This is a genomic window from Fusicatenibacter saccharivorans, from assembly GCF_027667425.1.
In the GTDB taxonomy this organism is placed as follows: Bacteria; Bacillota; Clostridia; order Lachnospirales; family Lachnospiraceae; genus Fusicatenibacter; species Fusicatenibacter saccharivorans.
Genome location: NZ_JAQEGR010000004.1, coordinates 91,684 through 107,747 on the forward strand (window position 1 = coordinate 91,684; position 16,064 = coordinate 107,747).

The window sequence follows — 16,064 nt, forward strand, 5'->3', positions numbered from 1 at the left end:
AATCTGACTCTGTGCGTTACATGCAGCGGCCTTATACAAACAGGGTACATCCCTGTCGCTTGAACTGTTCGATCTTTTCGTCAATGAGCTCCGGCGTTACACCGAGATGCTCGGCAAGACACTGCTTGCAGAAAAACTGTTCTGCGCCGCGGTTGATAAATTTACGGTGGGCGCCGATCTCGTTATGTGTGAGTTCTTTGCCGCACTGCATACAGCGTGCCATCAGAGTTTTACGACCTTTGCACGGTATACTTTTGATGCAAATGGCTCGAGCTCTGTGACAAGGGATGCATTGTTTGCACACAGGTTCTCGCAGGTCCAGACCTCAGTAAGTTCCAGAGTACGGCCAGTGGAGAACGGAAGGCCGATTTCATCGAGATTCATGGCTGCACGTGATTTTTCATCACTGAGATTGAACATACCGATGGCGAGATCTCCGTCTGCGAGTGCCTTCACATAGATCAGAACCTTGTCATTCCATGCATGGTTTTTCACTTTATACGGCTGACGGCAGAGCGGATCCTGGTTGATGCGGATCATTTCGTCATTCATGAGAATGCGGCGGGTTTCGTCGCTCATCTCGCGGATGTCGCAGCCGATCATCAGCGGGGAGCCAAGGAATGCCCACAGTGCATAGTGTGTCTGATACTGGACATCGCTGCAGCCGGCCAGTCCAACATTTCCTTTTCCATGCATGCCGACGATCAGCATGTCCATATCGTTGAAGCAGCCGACGCCGTTGTACGGATGCAGTTTTTCCTGCTGTGCCACGAGATCTTTGACAGAATCCCAGGTATCAAAGATGTCGCCGGTGGAACGCCACATGGAAGCGCCGGTTTCTTTGATCCACTCATGCGTTTCATCAGCACCCCAGGAGCAGGCAGAGAAGAGAATGTCGCGGCCGCAGTTCTCGAGTGCCAGTCCCATGCGGCGGTACAGATATTTTCCGTGCAGGATCGGGCTGTGGTAGCAGTAGTCGTATTTTAAGAAATCAACATCCCAGGATGCGAAAGTTTCCGCATCGACAAATTCGTGCTCATAGCTGCCAGGGTAGCCGGCACACGTCATGTTTCCGGCGCAGGAATACATACCGAATTTCAGCCCTTTGGAATGAACGTAATCGGCAACGGCTTTCATACCATGCGGAAATTTTTCCGGATCCGGCACAAGATGGCCGTTTTCATCGCGTTCACGTAAAGACCAGCAGTCGTCGATGACAAGATATTCGTATCCTTTATCGCGCAGGCCGCTCTCGGCCATGACATCAGCAGTTTCAAAAATCATTTTTTCATTGATATTTTCTCCGAAGGTGTTCCAGGAATTCCAGCCCATCGGCGGTGTAAGTTTGATCATAGTATTGACCTCCCGTAAGTTTTGATGTACTTTGAGTATAGATGGATTTCCAGAGCAAAACCATGGAATTTTAAGACAAAAGCATGGATTTTTGCTTCATAAAGAATAAAATACGGGAAAAGGAAAGAATATGCTTGTATCAGAAATGAACGGGATCCGGCCTGTCGATGCCGGGCGGCAGGACTGCCATGATCTGCATTCCTGGGGGCCGGGTGTACGGCAGTGCTATATTATACATTATATTATAAGCGGAAAGGGAACGTTTACCTGCGGGAAAAAGACGTACACACTTACCGCCGGACAGAGCTTTTTAATCTGTCCAGAGCAGGTGGTGCAGTATGCGCCGGATGAGAACGAGCCGTGGGAATATGTGTGGGTTGATTTTGTCGGGGAACAATGCCGGCAGATTCTGGCACGGTCGGTACTGAACCCACAGCAGCCGGCGGCGCCGCCTCTCCGTCAGGAAAGGCTTCTGCCGTATTTTGAGCGTCTCTGCCAGATGGAACTCTATCGCCGGAACAGCCAGGAGGCCGTCGGTGTGCTGCTTGCGCTTCTGGGCGTGTACCAGGATCTGGCGGAGCCGCAGCGGGAGGAGAGAAAGAAGGAGGATCCGCGGATTATGGAAGCGATGGCTCTGATTGCCGCAGGGTATCACAGGAGTGAGTTCTGCGCGGAGACAATTGCGCGGAAAATGGCGGTCAGCCGCACAACGCTGAACCGTCTGTTTCAGAAGAAAATCGGCTGGTCACCAGGACAGTATCTGCTGGAATATCGGCTGCAGCAGTCAGAAAAGCTGCTGCAGATGGGGATGACGGTCAAACAGACGGCGCTGTCGTGCGGATTTGAAGATCCCTTTTACTATTCCCGTGTGTTCCGGAAACACTATGGAATGCCGCCGTCGGATTACCGGCTGGAGTTTGCAGAAATTCAGTGAACGGCGGGCGTTACCGCTCGTCGGAGAGATAATTCCGCATAGAGCGCAGGGCGGACTTTTCCAGCCGGCTGACCTGCGCCTGCGAGATGCCGATTTCCCGGGCAACCTCCATCTGGGTCTGCCCCTCATAGAAACGCATGCGGATGATCTGGCGTTCGCGCTCATTGAGACGGGCGACCGCGTCCTGCAGGGCGAGGTTCTGCACCCAGTTTTCTTCTTTATTTTTCTTATCACTTAACTGATCCATGACATACAGGGTATCGCCGCCTTCCGTGTAGACGGGCTCATACAGACTCATTGGGCTTTGGATTGCATCGAGGGCATAGACGATATCCTCTTTTCCAATGCCGATTTCAGCGGCGATTTCCTCGATCGAAGGCTCTTTCTGGTTCTGCTTGAGATAAAGTTCGCGGGCGCAGATGGCGCGGTAGGCAGTATCCCTGAGGGAACGGCTGACGCGGATCGCATTGTTGTCACGCAGATACCGCCGGATTTCACCGATGATCATCGGCACGGCATAGGTGGAGAAACGGACGTTTAAGGTCGTGTCGAAGTTATCAATCGCCTTAATCAGGCCGATACAGCCGATCTGAAAGAGATCGTCGGCGTTTTCACTGCTGTTGGAGAAGCGCTTGATCACGCTTAAGACAAGGCGCAGATTGCCCTGAATGTAGCGTTCGCGGGCAGCAGCATCTCCTTCGCGGGCCTTTTTCAGCAGAGTCTCTTTTTCTTCGGCATTCAGTACGGGAAGGCGTGATGTATTGACTCCGCACAGTTCAACTTTATTGATCGCCATGGTATGCATCCTCCTGAAACATGGAACGTATGGTTACCGTTCGTTACTGTTATACGTTCATGATTGGCAGTTGGCGGGACGAATATACGAGAGCCCGGAAAATTTCATAAAGTTTTAGTCCTTGACAAAGCTTTTGGAAAATGATTTCCTGCTATTGTAGAAACGGCGGAAAGTGTGATAAGATAAGGGAAGTGTACGAAATGCGAGGTCTTGTTTTATGATGAGTGGAAAGGAACGAAGAGAAGAGATTCTTCAAAGAATAACAAACAGTAAGACGCCGGTCTCCGGTGCAGCGCTGGCAAAGAGCTGTGAAGTCAGCCGTCAGGTGATTGTCCAGGACATTGCCCTGATCCGCGCTGCCGGATACGATGTGATTGCGACAAACCGCGGCTACATCTGCAGCAGCCCGGTGAGAGAGACGCGGGTCTTTGAGGTGAATCACACGGATGAGCAGATGCAGGACGAGCTGAATACAATTGTGGATTTCGGCGGCGTTGTGCTGGATGTGATTGTGCGTCACGAGGTTTACGGAGAACTGCGGGCGGAACTTAATATCAGTTCACGAAATAAGGTGGCACTGTTTATGGAAGAAATCCGGCAGGGAAAATCACGGCCGCTGAAGAATATCACATCAGGGGAACATTTTCATACCGTATCGGCAGACTCTGCGCAGACCCTGGATCTGATTGAAGAGGAACTGCGAAAGAAAGACTACCTGGTGCGGACTGTGAAATAGGGGAAAAAGCCCTTATTTTCACAAAAAACTGTTATTCGAAAAAATTTTAAATTTTTTTCAAAAAGGTGTTGACTTTTCTCTTAGGATAGTGTAATATACATGATGTCAGCGGGAACGAGTGATAAACAAAGAGTTCTAAAGCGACAAAGAAATGTGCGTTTAGCTCAGCTGGATAGAGCGTTTGGCTACGGACCAAAAGGTCGGGGGTTCGAATCCTCTAACGCACGGACGGTAACCGTCCTGGTGAAAACCAGGGCGGTTTTTTCGTATGCAGAATGAAAAATAAAACAAGCGGCCTTTTGGTCAGCAGCCAGACGGCCGCACTTTTTGAAAAAATCATGGGGAAACAACTTGTACGCTCATTGACACAAGTGAGATACATCTCCTATAATAAAGCCAAATTTAAGATCTCGAAAGGGGACAAGTTATGGCTAAGTTAGTAATTGATGCGAACAGAAAGCTTTCAAAAATCAATAAGGAAATCCAGGGACAGTTTTCGGAGCATCTGGGAAGATGTATTTATGAAGGACTCTATGTAGGAGAAAATTCCGATATTCCGAACGTGAACGGAATGCGTACCGATGTTGTTGAAGCACTGAAAAATATCAAAGTTCCGGTACTGCGCTGGCCGGGCGGATGTTTTGCAGATGAATATCACTGGAAAGACGGTATCGGACCGAAAGAAAGCCGCAAAAAAATGATCAACACCAACTGGGGCGGTGTTGTCGAGGACAACAGCTTCGGTACCCACGAGTTTTTTGAACTCTGCCGTCAGATCGGATGTGAAACCTATATCAACGGAAATATGGGAAGCGGTACTGTACAGGAGATGTCGGAGTGGGTTGAATATATGACATTTGACGGTGTATCTCCGATGGCAGACCTTCGTGCGGAAAATGGGCACGAAAAGCCATGGACCGTCGATTTCTTCGGCGTCGGCAATGAGAACTGGGGCTGCGGCGGAAATATGAATCCGGAATTCTACGGAAATATGTACCGCAGATATCAGACCTTTGTGCGTGATTACGATGGAAACAAAAAGATCCGGAAGATTGCCTGCGGCGCCAATGCGGATGATTATGAGTGGACGCAGGAAGTGATGAAAGCATGCTTTCGCAGAACCTCCCCGCAGCAGCACGGCATGATGGATGGACTGTCCCTTCATTACTATACGGTTCCGGAAACCTGGGATCACAAGGGCAGTGCAACGGAATTTGCGGAAAAAGACTGGTATAAGACCATGAAAAAGACGATGTACATGGAAGAGCTGATCCGCCGTCACAGCGCCATTATGGATCAGTACGACCCGGACAAAAAGGTCGGCATGATCGTGGATGAGTGGGGTACCTGGTATGATGTGGAGCCTGGAACGAATCCGGGATTTCTGTATCAGCAGAATACCATGCGTGACGCACTGGTCGCAGGGATCAACCTGAATCTTTTCAACAAACACAGCGACCGCGTCAAGATGGCAAATATCGCACAGATGGTCAATGTTCTGCAGTCGATGATCCTGACAGAGGGGGAAAAGATGGTCAAAACTCCGACGTATCATGTTTTCGATCTGTATCAGGTACATCAGGAAAATGATCTTCTGGCAAGCTCTCTGGAAACGGAGCAGGTTGGTCTGGAAGACGAATACATGGTTCCGAATCTGACGGAATCTGTTTCGGTAGATGCCAACGGTGTACTTCATATTACGATGACGAATGTGGATCTGGAGAAAGCATATCTGGTAGAGGCGGTACTTCTTGGAAAAGAAGTCGGCGAGATCAAAGCCGAGATCGTAACCGGCCATATGCAGGATAAAAACACCTTTGAAGCGCCGGAGACGGTTGGCGTTCAGGGCTTTGACGGTGTGCAGGCAACAAAAGAGGGAATTTCCTTTACCATTCCGGCATGCAGTGTGCTTCATATCGCCGTAAAATAGGGAAACCATAAAAACCAGAAGATATTTGGGATGAAAAAAGATTCGGTTCCGGAGGAGTTTGATGGACGGAAATACCAGGATCTGTAAAAAATGCCTGCTTCGTGAGATGGACGAGGCAGGCTTTTTTCAGAATATGTACGATTATATTGCAAGAATTCCGGCGGACGATAAAACGCCGGGGGAGGAATACGAGCGGCGGCTTTCGATCTGTAAGGAATGCGAAAAGCTGCTGTCCGGCATGTGCCGCATGTGCGGCTGCTACGTGGAGATGCGGGCAGCGATTGCACTGCGGGACTGCCCGGGGAAAAAATGGTGACCGAAACGGATTGTAATCAAGCCGGAGCAGAGGCGATTGCACTGCGGGGTTTTGTGAATCAATTTGTTTTTGTCTGCGGTGCGACTTTTGGATCTCTGAAATAGCGGGACAGCTTCGGCACGGAGATGAACAGCGTCAGAAACTCAGCGACCGGAATTGACAGCCACACACCGTTGGTGCCAAGCACGAGCGGCAGAAGCAGCGCGGAAAGAACGATAAAGACGAAGGTTCGCAAAAAGGAAATCAAAGCAGAGGTCTTTCCGTCTGACAGTGCCGTAAAAATGCCGGAGGCGACGATATTCGTACCGCAGAACAGATAGGCGATGGAGAACAGGTAACCACCGTGGCGGGTCAGTTCAAAGCCATAGGTGCCTTTCTGCATGAAAACGGCGGAAATAACAGGAGAACCGAAGGCAGCCACAAGTGCAATGATCACAGAGCTTACCACGACGAAGCGGATACTGATGCGGTAAAGCCGGATCAGCCGCTGTTTGTTCCGGCTGCCGTAGTTGAAGCTGAACACAGGTGCAACGCCGATACTGTAGCCGAGGTACAGCGCAACAAAGAGAAACTGTCCGTACAGAATCGCCGTGATGGCGGCAACACCGATTTCGCCCTCGAATTTCAGCATCAGCATGTTGAAAAGGTAAGTGACAACGGCTGCGGAAAGATTGCTGACCATCTCGGAGGAACCGTTGAAGCAGCTTGTGGAGAGCAGGCCTTTGGAAAACTCCGGCCTGGTGAAACGAAGGCCTTTTCGGGCAAAGGTAAAGTATAAAATACCGGCAACGGACGGGATACACTGGCCAAGGCCGGTGGCAAGGGCCGCTCCCGCAACACCAAGATGGAGCGGAACGACAAACAGATAGTCCAGAAGCATGTTGGTAATGCCGGCGGACACCGTAAGGGAAAGTCCGAGTCCCGGGCGCCCTGCTGTTACAAAGAAGGACTGGAACAGCGCCTGGAGAAGACAGACCGGGGCAAAGGAAAGGATCGTCCGCAGATAGGCGGTACCGTAATCCATCAGCACCGGCGTTGCACCGAGCAGACTGCAGATCTGACGGCAAAACAGGTTGCCGAGCACTGCGCCCAGAATACCGATGATCAGTGTGGTAAGGGTAAGGGCAGAAAAGTTACGGTTGGCTTCCTCCAGTTTTCCCTGTCCGATCTTTGCGGCGACAACGGCGCTGCCTCCGGTACCGAACATGATGCCGACGGCAAGAAGGATGCTGACGGCAGGATAGACGATATTGGCGGCGGAAAGCGCCATGCTGTCCACGTACTGTGCGATGAAAAAGCCATCCACAATACTGTAGAGAGACATAAAGATCATCATGATGATCGATGGAAACGCAAACTTCAGCAGAGAGCGGAAGTTGAAATCCTTGGCGAGTGACTGGCTCATAATCAAAAACCTCCTTTTTATGTGTGAAAAGCCTTTTTCAGACACGCTTTAGATGGGAAAGATTTCTTGTGAAAATTTGAATCGTTTGCTATTATAAAGGATAGGGTAACCCTATAGTCAAGTGCAAAAAAGGTGAAAAACAGGAAAAATTCCGAGAGCACATATTCAGGAAAAGGAGTCAGAAATGGGAAAACAGGAGTATTTAAGCGCGGGGCGATTTGCAGCGCTGGTAGGCACGACAAAGGAAACGCTCTTCCATTATGATGAGATTGGGCTGTTCGTACCAAAAAGAAGAGGGACAAACGGCTACCGGTATTATGCGATGGATCAGATGGAAACGTTTGATGTGATCGGAATGCTGCGGGAGCTGGGCATGCCGCTGGCAGAGATTCGAAATTATCTGGAACAGCGAAGTCCTGAAAAATTCGGAGTACTGCTGGAACAGGAGGAGAAGGTGGTGCGCGAAAAAATGCAGCGGCTCCGCGAGATGCAGCGCTGGATTGGGGAAAAGAAGCGGTTTCTGGCACAGGCATCGGCGGAATGCCGTGAGGCGTTTGAAAAAGATCCCTTCTGTCCTGTGGGAATTCATACCCTGCCGTTGCAGTATCTTGTCACGAATCACAGCGAGTCAGCGGATAATCTGGCAGTCAATCAGAAAATCGGAGAGCTCTATGCTTACTGCGGGCAATACGGAAATCGAAGTTCGTATAATGTGGGGTTTGTTCAGAAACGGGAAACACTGGAAACGGGGAATTTTCTGGATTACCGTGATTTCTATCTGATTTTTGATCGTGTGCCGGCGAAAGTGCGATACACGGTTCGGCCGGAGGGAGAGTATCTTTGCTATTATTATAAAGGACCATGGCAGGGAATTGAAGCGGCGTACCGGAAGCTGTTCCGATATGCCACGGAACAGAAATTTTTGCTGGATGACCGCTTTTATGAGGAATATATGGTGGACGCGCTGACCAGTCAGGAAATGGAACAGTATATTACGAGAATCGCCGTAAAAATTTTAAGATAGACAGGTAGGAGGGGAAAAAACAAGATTTTCACAAACTTTTTTCATTCTCCTCTTGACCATGACGCAACGTCACCCATTATAGTGAGGGTACAACAAGTTGAATTGACATAAAACTGAGACGATAAACACACCAAAAAGGAGAAAAAGCATGAAAGTATTAGTAACAGGCGGAGCCGGATTTATCGGCGGAAACTTCGTACATCACATGGTAAACAAATACCCGGATTATCAGATCGTAAACCTGGACCTGCTGACCTATGCAGGAAACCTGGAGACTCTGAAACCGGTTGAGGACAAACCGAACTACAAATTTGTAAAAGGTGATATCGCAGACGAAGCTTTCATCATGGATCTGTTTGAAAAAGAGAAATTTGACGTTGTTGTCAATTTCGCAGCAGAGAGCCATGTAGACCGTTCCATCGAGGATCCGGGCATCTTTGTTCAGACCAACGTAATGGGAACCCGTGTACTGCTGGATGCTTCCAGAAAATTCGGCGTAAAGAGATATCATCAGGTATCTACCGATGAGGTTTACGGAGACCTTCCGCTGGATCGCCCGGACCTGTTCTTTACAGAGAATACCCCGATCCACACCTCCAGCCCGTACTCTGCATCCAAAGCAAGCGCAGACCTGTTTGTACTGGCTTACCACAGAACCTTCGGTACCCCGGTTACCGTTTCCAGATGCTCTAACAACTACGGCCCGTATCACTTCCCGGAGAAGCTGATTCCGCTTATGATCAGCCGCGCACTGGCAGACGAAGAGCTTCCGGTATACGGAAACGGTGAGAATGTCAGAGACTGGCTGCACGTATCCGACCATTGCGAAGCAATCGACCTGATTATCCATAAAGGTAAAGTAGGCGAGGTTTACAACATTGGCGGACACAACGAGAGAACAAACCTTCAGGTAGTACAGACCATCCTGAAAGCTCTGGACAAACCGGAATCTCTGATCAAATACGTAAAAGACCGCCCGGGCCATGACAGAAGATATGCAATCGACCCGACCAAGATCGAGACTGAGCTTGGATGGAAACCAAAATACAACTTCGATACCGGAATTGCACAGACAATTCAGTGGTATCTGGATAACGAAGACTGGTGGAAACACATCATCAGCGGTGAGTATCAGAACTACTTTGCTGAGATGTACAAAGACCGTCTGTAAGAGAGAAAAGTGAAATGCAAAGGCCGCAAAAAAGCGGCTTTTGCGAAGGAGTGGTGGATATGGATCAATATTATACCACTGGTGAATTTGCCCGGATGGCCCATGTGACCATTCGGACAATTCGCTATTACGACAAAAAAGGGCTGCTGAAGCCAAGCTTTATCAACGAATCCGGTTATCGGATGTATTCGGATGAGGATTTTCTGAAGCTGCAGAAAATATTATCGCTGAAATATCTCGGATTTTCGCTGAATGAGATCGGAAACATGACGATTCACGATACGAGCGCGGATATTCTGAAGTCATTGAAAATGCAGATCGGACTTGTGCGCAAGAAGATGGAAAATCTGGAGCAGATGGAAAAGGCGCTGCAGAATACGACGCAGATTCTGGAGGAGACGAACCAGATCGACTGGACCGGTATTCTGAACCTGATTCATCTGACCGATATGGAAAAGATGCTGGTGGAGCAGTACAAAAACGGGGAAAACCTGAATATCCGTATTTCGCTGCACGAGCAGTATTCCCAAAATAAAAAGGGATGGTTCCCGTGGCTTCTGGAACAGATGGATTTTGACGGTGCGCGCCGGATTCTGGAGATCGGCTGCGGAAACGGGCAGCTCTGGAAAAAAGCGGAGCCATCCGTGCTGAAAGGAAAGTATATCTGTCTGTCTGACCTGTCGGACGGCATGATCCGGGATGCGGCGGAAAATCTGGGAGAAGAAAAGGCATTCTGTTTTGATTTCCGGACACTGGACTGCCAGAAGCTTCCGTTTCCGGATGCGGAATACGACCGGATTATTGCAAATCATGTTTTGTTCTATGTCCAGAATCTGTCCCGCGGTCTGCAGGAAATCAGCCGTGTGCTTTCAGATGACGGCGTGTTCTACTGCAGTACGTATGGAAAAGGCCATATGAAAGAGATTACCGATCTGGTACAGGAGTTTGATCCGCAGATCAATCTTTCGGAGGTGGCGCTGTATACTATTTTTGGTCTGGATCACGGAGAAAAGCAGTTAAAGCCTTATTTTGGCAGCGTAGAGAAAAGAATCTACGAGGACAGTCTCTGGGTCGACCGGCCGGAGCCGCTTCTGGACTATATCCTTTCCTGCCATGGAAATCAGAATGAGTATCTGTATCCGAGACAGCGGGAATTCAAAGAATTTCTGGAAAAGAAAATTCAGAAACACGGCGGAATTGCGATCACAAAAGAGGCAGGGGTTTTCATCTGCAGAAAATAACGGGAGAGGCCGACATGAAAATGGAGGTCTCTTTTTTATCCCTCATTTTAGGCAAGTTTGACAAAAATGTTAAAAAATAAATACAGAGTATGTTTTTTGTATTGCCAGAGATCACAAAAGGATGTATACTAAAGTAGAATGTCTAAGTATGCGTGACTTGAAGAAAGAACACAAAAAGAGGGATAAGGTATGAAGGAATTATTTGATGTACACTGCCATATGGTCCCGGGGGTAGACGACGGTGCAGCTGACCTGGAAGAGTCGCTGGCGATGCTGAAAATGCAGCACGAGGACGGGGTCAGGAAGATTATCATCACACCGCATTATCGGCGGCGGATGTTTGAAACACCGGCAAAAAAGGTACATGAGCAGTTTCTGAAACTGCAGGAAGCGGCAAAAAAGGAATATCCGGATATGTCGCTTTATCTCGGGTGTGAACTTCACTCGAACATGGATCTTCAGGATATCCTGGAAAAACGGAAATATGTGACCATGGCCGGTTCATCCTATGTTCTGTTGGAATTTTCCGAGGGAGATTCCGCACAGCATATCCGTGAGAGAGTCTACAATGTACTGTCCTGCGGTTATGAACCGATTATCGCGCATGTGGAGCGCTATCAGGCAACGGTAAAGAGCGTCGGATTTTCCAGCGATCTGGTGGATATGGGCGCAAGACTGCAGGTGAATGTGGAAAGTATACTTGGAAAGTATACGTGGGGGGCAAAACGCTACTGCAGAAAACTGATGAAGGAAGATCTGCTCGGTTTTGTCGGCAGCGATTCCCACAACACAAAAACACGTATTCCCAACATAGGAGCAGGCGCTGCCTATGTTTCAAAAAAAATGGGAGAGGCATATGCCGAAAGGATTTTCCACGATAATCCGATGGAAATCTTAAGGGATGCCGGAGAAATCTAAAAAAAGTCAGGAGAAGAAGATGGAAACGAATCAACAGAATCAGGATGAAATTGAAATCGATTTACTGGAACTGCTTCGTGTGCTCTGGAGCAAAATTGGCTATGTGATTTTAGCTGCATTGGCACTTGGCCTTCTGATGGTACTGGTCAGCAAAGTATTTATGAAGCCGCAGTATGAATCGACGACAAAAATGTATGTACTGTCAAAACAGGACAGCAGCAGTACTGTAACAAGTGGAGATCTGCAGGCAAGTTCTCTTTTAACCAAAGACTATGCGGAGCTGATTCAGAGCCGTCAGGTTGTTGAAACCGTTATTGCACAGTTAAATCTGGATCTTACCTATGAGGAGTTTTTGAACAAAATTACTGTTACTACACAGAACGATACGCGTATCCTTTCGATTACAGTAAAAGACGAAGATCCGTATGTAGCAAGCCAGATGGCGGATGCAATCCGTGTAGCAGCATCAGATCATATTCAGAACGTTATGAACACAGAAGCTGTAAATGTGGTAGATGAGGCGAATATTCCAGATGAGCCGGTAAGCCCAAGTATTAAGAAAAACGGGCTGATCGGTGCAATAGCAGGTGCATTTATCGCGATTGTCATCATCATTATTGTTTATCTGACAAATGACACCATCCAGACCTCCGAAGATGTAGAACGTTATCTGGGTGTCAGTACACTCGGCATAATTCCTCTTGCAGAAGGACAGAAAAAGAGCAAGAAGAAAAACAAAAACGGCCGTGGAAGAAAGAAATAAGGGAGGATACGGAACGTGAATCAGGTAGTAGTAAAACAGGAAAAATCAGGCTATCAGATTGTGGAAGCCTACAAATCTCTTCGGACCAACCTTCAGTTCTGCGGAGAAGATAAGAAAGTAATCGCGGTTACAAGCTGTACACCAAATGAGGGAAAGAGCAGTGTTTCTATGCAGCTCGGCATTTCTCTTGCAGAGAGCGGAAAAAGAGTGATTTTGATCGATGCCGATCTTCGGAAATCGGTTCTTCTTGGAAGAACGAAAACACAGAAATCTGTTCGCGGACTGGCACACTTCCTGTCCGGTCAGGCAACTCTGGAGGATGTCATCTGTTCTACCAATGTAAAGAACTTTTACATGATTTATTCCGGCCCGTTTCCGCCGAATCCGGCAGAGCTTCTGGGGGGAAAGAACTTCCGAAGTCTTTTAAATGCACTTCGTAAAGTTTACGATTATGTGATTGTGGATACTCCTCCGCTTGGAAGCGTTATCGACAGTGCAATCGTTGCAGAAATCTGTGATGGTTCAATCATGGTCATTGAGTCCGGTGTGATCAGCTATCGTTTTGCACAGGAAGTAAAGAGCCAGCTCGAGAGAAGTAACTGCCCGCTGCTTGGCGTTGTCCTGAACAAGGTGGATATGCAGAAACAGGCGTATGGGAAATACGGAAAATACGGTCAGTACAAATATGGAGATTACGGCCAGGAGGAGGACGATTAACTGCCATGAAAAAAGGGATTGTTGCAGGTTTGATTGTCCTGTGCGTGGCGCTAGGAGCCGGTACAGCAGCTGTCGTAGTGACGGACGACCGAAAAGGCCCGGAAATCGAGCTTCCAGCTGATGGGGATGTAACGTATGCGGAAGGCAGTGATACAGCGCCTTTGCTGGAAGGTGTTACTGCAACGGATGAGAAAGACGGAGATGTGACAGATTCGCTGGTGATTGAAAACATTTTCCCGAACGATGACCATACCAGTGCATCGGTTGTCTATGCGGCAAAGGACAGTCACAATAATGTATCAAAAGCAACACGCCGCGTGAATTATAAAGCTGCAGCGGAAGATACCCCGGCGGAAAATGAGGCTACGCAGGAAACGGATAACAGTGGGGCGGCAGATGAGTCTGCACCGGCAGCAGAGGAGCCGCAGAAGAATGACACAGAGGGCACAAAAAATGAGACAGATGCGCAGATGGAAATCGAAGCACTGCCGGCGGAAAGCCCAAAACTGTACCTGAATACGTATGAAGTAACAGTGGAAGCCGGAAACAATCTGGACAAAACCAGCTATATCAAAGAGATGACCGATGATGCAGACAGCCAGGAGTCACTCTTTAACCAAATTGAGATCGACGGCGATGTGGATACTGCAGTGCCGGGAGATTACACGCTGACGTATCATGTGACGGACAGCGATGGAAACAGATCAAATGCAGCGGTGCTTACCGTACACGTTCAGTAAGAATAGAAGAACTGCTCTGATGGGGATGCCCGATCGGGGCAGTTCTTTTTTCAAGTTTTTACGGCGCGAGTAAAATTTGACAGCCCAAAATGAGTATGGTAGAGTGAGAAAGAAAGACGGCAGAAGGGGGGCAGAGGAGATGCTTTGAATCTGGCAGAAAACAGAAAAACAGAAGCTGGAGCCGGTAGGAATGGGAACGGCGTTCCCATTTTTAAAGGAAAAGAACCATGTAGTTTCTATCATCGGCGGCGGCGGAAAAACGACGCTACTGTACGAGATGGCAGGCTTTTGCGTAAAAAACGATCAGAAGGTACTGGTGACAACTTCGACGCACATTTACCGTCCGCCGAAAGAATGGCATGACCAGAGTCTGGAAGCGGTCGAAAGAAAACTTCGCACAGGCCGCGCAGCGATTATCGGGAGTGCCTGCCGGGATCCGGAAAAGCTTTCCATGCCGGAAACGGAACTATTTGAAGAGGCACGCAAAAAGGCCGATCTGACGCTGATCGAGGCGGACGGCGCGAGGCACCTGCCGTGCAAGGCACCGGCGGAACATGAACCGGCGCTGCTTTCCTCTTCAGATCTTGTGATTGGTGTGACAGGTCTTTCGGCACTGGGACAGCCGCTTGGCAAGGGCTGCTTTCGGGCAGAACGGGCGGCGGAACTGCTTGGCTGTACGATGGAACACCATATCACGGAAGAAGATCTGGCACGGCTGATCGCATCGGAACAGGGACAGCAGAAGGATTTGAAAGGCAGAACGTTTTATGCGGTACTGCACCAGTATGAGGAAAAAGAACACCGGGCGGCCGCAGAGAAACTTGTGGAGCTGCTGCGCAGGCAGGGGATCGAGCATGTTCTGGTTACGTGCGCGACAGGAAACAGAAGACAAAGCGGTGAGAACACGAATCCCTGGTATGGGAGAGCAGAGCTTCCCGTGCGTGAAGCGGAAGAAGAGTGGGAACCCGGAGAATAAAACGGAAATAGAACGGAGGAGACAGATGGCGGAATTTACCCATTTTAAGAAAGACGGCAGCGCCGTCATGGTCGATGTCCATGAGAAGCCTGACACGTACCGGGCAGCATCGGCGACGGGAACCATACAGGTAAGCCCGGAGGTATTTGCAGCCGTGCGGGACCATACGGCGAAAAAAGGCGATGTGCTCGGCGTTGCACGGCTGGCAGGCATCATGGGGGCGAAGAAGAATGCGGAGTTGATTCCGCTGTGCCACATTGTGCCGCTGACGAACTGCGAAGTGACATTTACCACGGACGAGAATACAAATTCTATTACGGCCGTGTGCACCACATCATGTGTCGGAAAGACCGGCGTGGAGATGGAGGCGCTGACTGGCGTTTCCACAGCGCTGCTCACGATCTACGATATGTGCAAGGCGATGGACCGCGGCATGGTGATTCGTGATATCCACATTCTGGAAAAGGACGGCGGAAAGAGCGGTCATTATATCTATCAGAAAGAGGAAAAATAAAGCATGACAGAAAAGAAAGATTTCCCGGTTTTCCGGGTGGGAATTGTAACGTTAAGTGACAAAGGATATCAGGGCGAGCGCGAGGATAAGAGCGGCCCAAGGATCAAAGAGCTGCTTCCGGCGGAGCAGTATGAGGTCGTTTCGATGCGTCTTCTGCCGGATGAGCGGGCGATGATCGAGGAGGAACTGATCCGGCTTGCCGATCTGGAGCAGTGCGATCTTGTCCTCACGACAGGCGGCACGGGATTTTCCATGCGGGATGTGACACCGGAGGCAACTCTGGCGGTATCCGGCCGTGTGGCACCTGGCATCGCGGAGGCGATCCGCGCGGGCAGCATGGCGATCACAAAACGGGCGATGCTGAGCCGGGCAGTGAGTGCAATCCGTCATCGGACGCTGATTATCAATCTGCCGGGAAGCCCGAAGGCGGTGGAAGAGAGTCTTGGATTTGTACTTGATACCCTGCCGCATGCGTTGGGACTTCTGCGCGGAACGGACGGAGAGTGCGGAAGAAGCTGAAAAAAGAGGGA

The 16,064-nt window shown here is 49.3% G+C and carries 18 protein-coding genes and 1 tRNA gene; 15 read left to right on the top strand and 4 right to left on the bottom strand.

All coding sequences use genetic code 11. The annotated features are described in order from the left end of the window. Positions 1–31: 31 nt before the first annotated feature. On the bottom strand, positions 32–223 hold the full coding sequence (locus PGS38_RS04940) for a hypothetical protein (RefSeq protein WP_022461561.1): 192 nt from the start codon (positions 221–223) through the stop codon (positions 32–34). Beyond that, on the bottom strand, positions 223–1,353 hold the full coding sequence (locus tag PGS38_RS04945) for a glycoside hydrolase family 27 protein (protein WP_118640349.1): 1,131 nt from the start codon (positions 1,351–1,353) through the stop codon (positions 223–225). The genes PGS38_RS04940 and PGS38_RS04945 overlap by 1 nt, the downstream gene beginning before the upstream one ends. 130 nt (positions 1,354–1,483) lie before the next feature. Between PGS38_RS04945 and PGS38_RS04950 the strand changes: the two genes are divergently transcribed. Beyond that, the gene (locus tag PGS38_RS04950; RefSeq protein WP_117509373.1) at positions 1,484–2,287 is read left to right on the top strand and encodes an AraC family transcriptional regulator; all 804 of its coding nucleotides are present in this window, start codon (positions 1,484–1,486) and stop codon (positions 2,285–2,287) included. Between the two features lie 10 nt (positions 2,288–2,297). Here PGS38_RS04950 and sigG read toward each other — a convergent pair whose 3' ends face one another. Next, positions 2,298–3,083: an RNA polymerase sporulation sigma factor SigG gene (gene sigG / locus PGS38_RS04955; protein ID WP_055220491.1), complete on the bottom strand. Its 786-nt coding sequence runs from the start codon at positions 3,081–3,083 to the stop codon at positions 2,298–2,300. 220 nt (positions 3,084–3,303) lie between these two features. Here sigG and PGS38_RS04960 point away from each other — a divergent pair, with 220 nt between their 5' ends. From PGS38_RS04960 to PGS38_RS04975, 4 genes are all read left to right on the top strand, one after another. Next, positions 3,304–3,819: a transcription repressor NadR gene (locus PGS38_RS04960; RefSeq protein WP_055220692.1), complete on the top strand. Its 516-nt coding sequence runs from the start codon at positions 3,304–3,306 to the stop codon at positions 3,817–3,819. Between the two features lie 153 nt (positions 3,820–3,972). Then, positions 3,973–4,046 (top strand) — tRNA-Arg (locus PGS38_RS04965). Between the two features lie 200 nt (positions 4,047–4,246). After that, positions 4,247–5,749 (top strand): alpha-N-arabinofuranosidase, encoded by a 1,503-nt coding sequence (locus PGS38_RS04970; RefSeq protein ID WP_118595035.1) that lies wholly within the window; start codon positions 4,247–4,249, stop codon positions 5,747–5,749. A gap of 61 nt (positions 5,750–5,810) precedes the next feature. Continuing rightward, positions 5,811–6,065 carry a DUF6171 family protein gene (locus tag PGS38_RS04975; protein ID WP_117813736.1) on the top strand — a complete coding sequence of 85 codons (255 nt, stop codon included), beginning with the start codon at positions 5,811–5,813 and terminating at the stop codon, positions 6,063–6,065. A gap of 58 nt (positions 6,066–6,123) precedes the next feature. On the opposite strand, the gene PGS38_RS04980 is transcribed toward PGS38_RS04975, so the two are convergent. After that, positions 6,124–7,470, bottom strand: coding sequence for an MATE family efflux transporter (locus PGS38_RS04980; RefSeq protein WP_118640350.1), 1,347 nt, complete (start codon positions 7,468–7,470; stop codon positions 6,124–6,126). A gap of 184 nt (positions 7,471–7,654) precedes the next feature. Here PGS38_RS04980 and PGS38_RS04985 point away from each other — a divergent pair, with 184 nt between their 5' ends. The 10 genes from PGS38_RS04985 to PGS38_RS05030 all read left to right on the top strand — a co-directional run bounded on the left by PGS38_RS04985 (position 7,655) and on the right by PGS38_RS05030 (position 16,053). Then, a complete protein-coding gene (locus tag PGS38_RS04985; protein WP_055227940.1) occupies positions 7,655–8,494 on the top strand; it encodes a MerR family transcriptional regulator in 840 nt (279 codons plus the stop codon). Positions 8,495–8,642: 148 nt separating this feature from the next. Further along, the gene (gene rfbB, locus PGS38_RS04990; RefSeq protein ID WP_022461570.1) at positions 8,643–9,665 is read left to right on the top strand and encodes a dTDP-glucose 4,6-dehydratase; all 1,023 of its coding nucleotides are present in this window, start codon (positions 8,643–8,645) and stop codon (positions 9,663–9,665) included. Positions 9,666–9,724: 59 nt separating this feature from the next. Further along, a complete protein-coding gene (locus tag PGS38_RS04995) occupies positions 9,725–10,906 on the top strand; it encodes a MerR family transcriptional regulator (RefSeq protein ID WP_118640351.1) in 1,182 nt (393 codons plus the stop codon). A 189-nt stretch (positions 10,907–11,095) separates the two neighbouring features. After that, positions 11,096–11,824, top strand: coding sequence for a CpsB/CapC family capsule biosynthesis tyrosine phosphatase (locus tag PGS38_RS05000; protein ID WP_055227942.1), 729 nt, complete (start codon positions 11,096–11,098; stop codon positions 11,822–11,824). A 19-nt stretch (positions 11,825–11,843) separates the two neighbouring features. After that, positions 11,844–12,587 (top strand): YveK family protein, encoded by a 744-nt coding sequence (locus PGS38_RS05005; protein ID WP_055228010.1) that lies wholly within the window; start codon positions 11,844–11,846, stop codon positions 12,585–12,587. 15 nt (positions 12,588–12,602) lie between these two features. After that, positions 12,603–13,304 carry a polysaccharide biosynthesis tyrosine autokinase gene (locus PGS38_RS05010; RefSeq protein WP_055227943.1) on the top strand — a complete coding sequence of 234 codons (702 nt, stop codon included), beginning with the start codon at positions 12,603–12,605 and terminating at the stop codon, positions 13,302–13,304. Between the two features lie 5 nt (positions 13,305–13,309). Next, positions 13,310–14,044 (top strand): immunoglobulin-like domain-containing protein, encoded by a 735-nt coding sequence (locus PGS38_RS05015; protein WP_118640352.1) that lies wholly within the window; start codon positions 13,310–13,312, stop codon positions 14,042–14,044. Positions 14,045–14,234: 190 nt separating this feature from the next. Further along, entirely contained in the window at positions 14,235–15,020 is a 786-nt protein-coding gene (gene yqeC / locus PGS38_RS05020) for a selenium cofactor biosynthesis protein YqeC (RefSeq protein WP_118640353.1), read from the top strand. Between the two features lie 25 nt (positions 15,021–15,045). Then, entirely contained in the window at positions 15,046–15,534 is a 489-nt protein-coding gene (moaC, locus tag PGS38_RS05025) for a cyclic pyranopterin monophosphate synthase MoaC (protein WP_022462471.1), read from the top strand. 3 nt (positions 15,535–15,537) lie between these two features. Next, a complete protein-coding gene (locus PGS38_RS05030; RefSeq protein WP_117804729.1) occupies positions 15,538–16,053 on the top strand; it encodes a MogA/MoaB family molybdenum cofactor biosynthesis protein in 516 nt (171 codons plus the stop codon). Positions 16,054–16,064 lie beyond the last annotated feature (11 nt).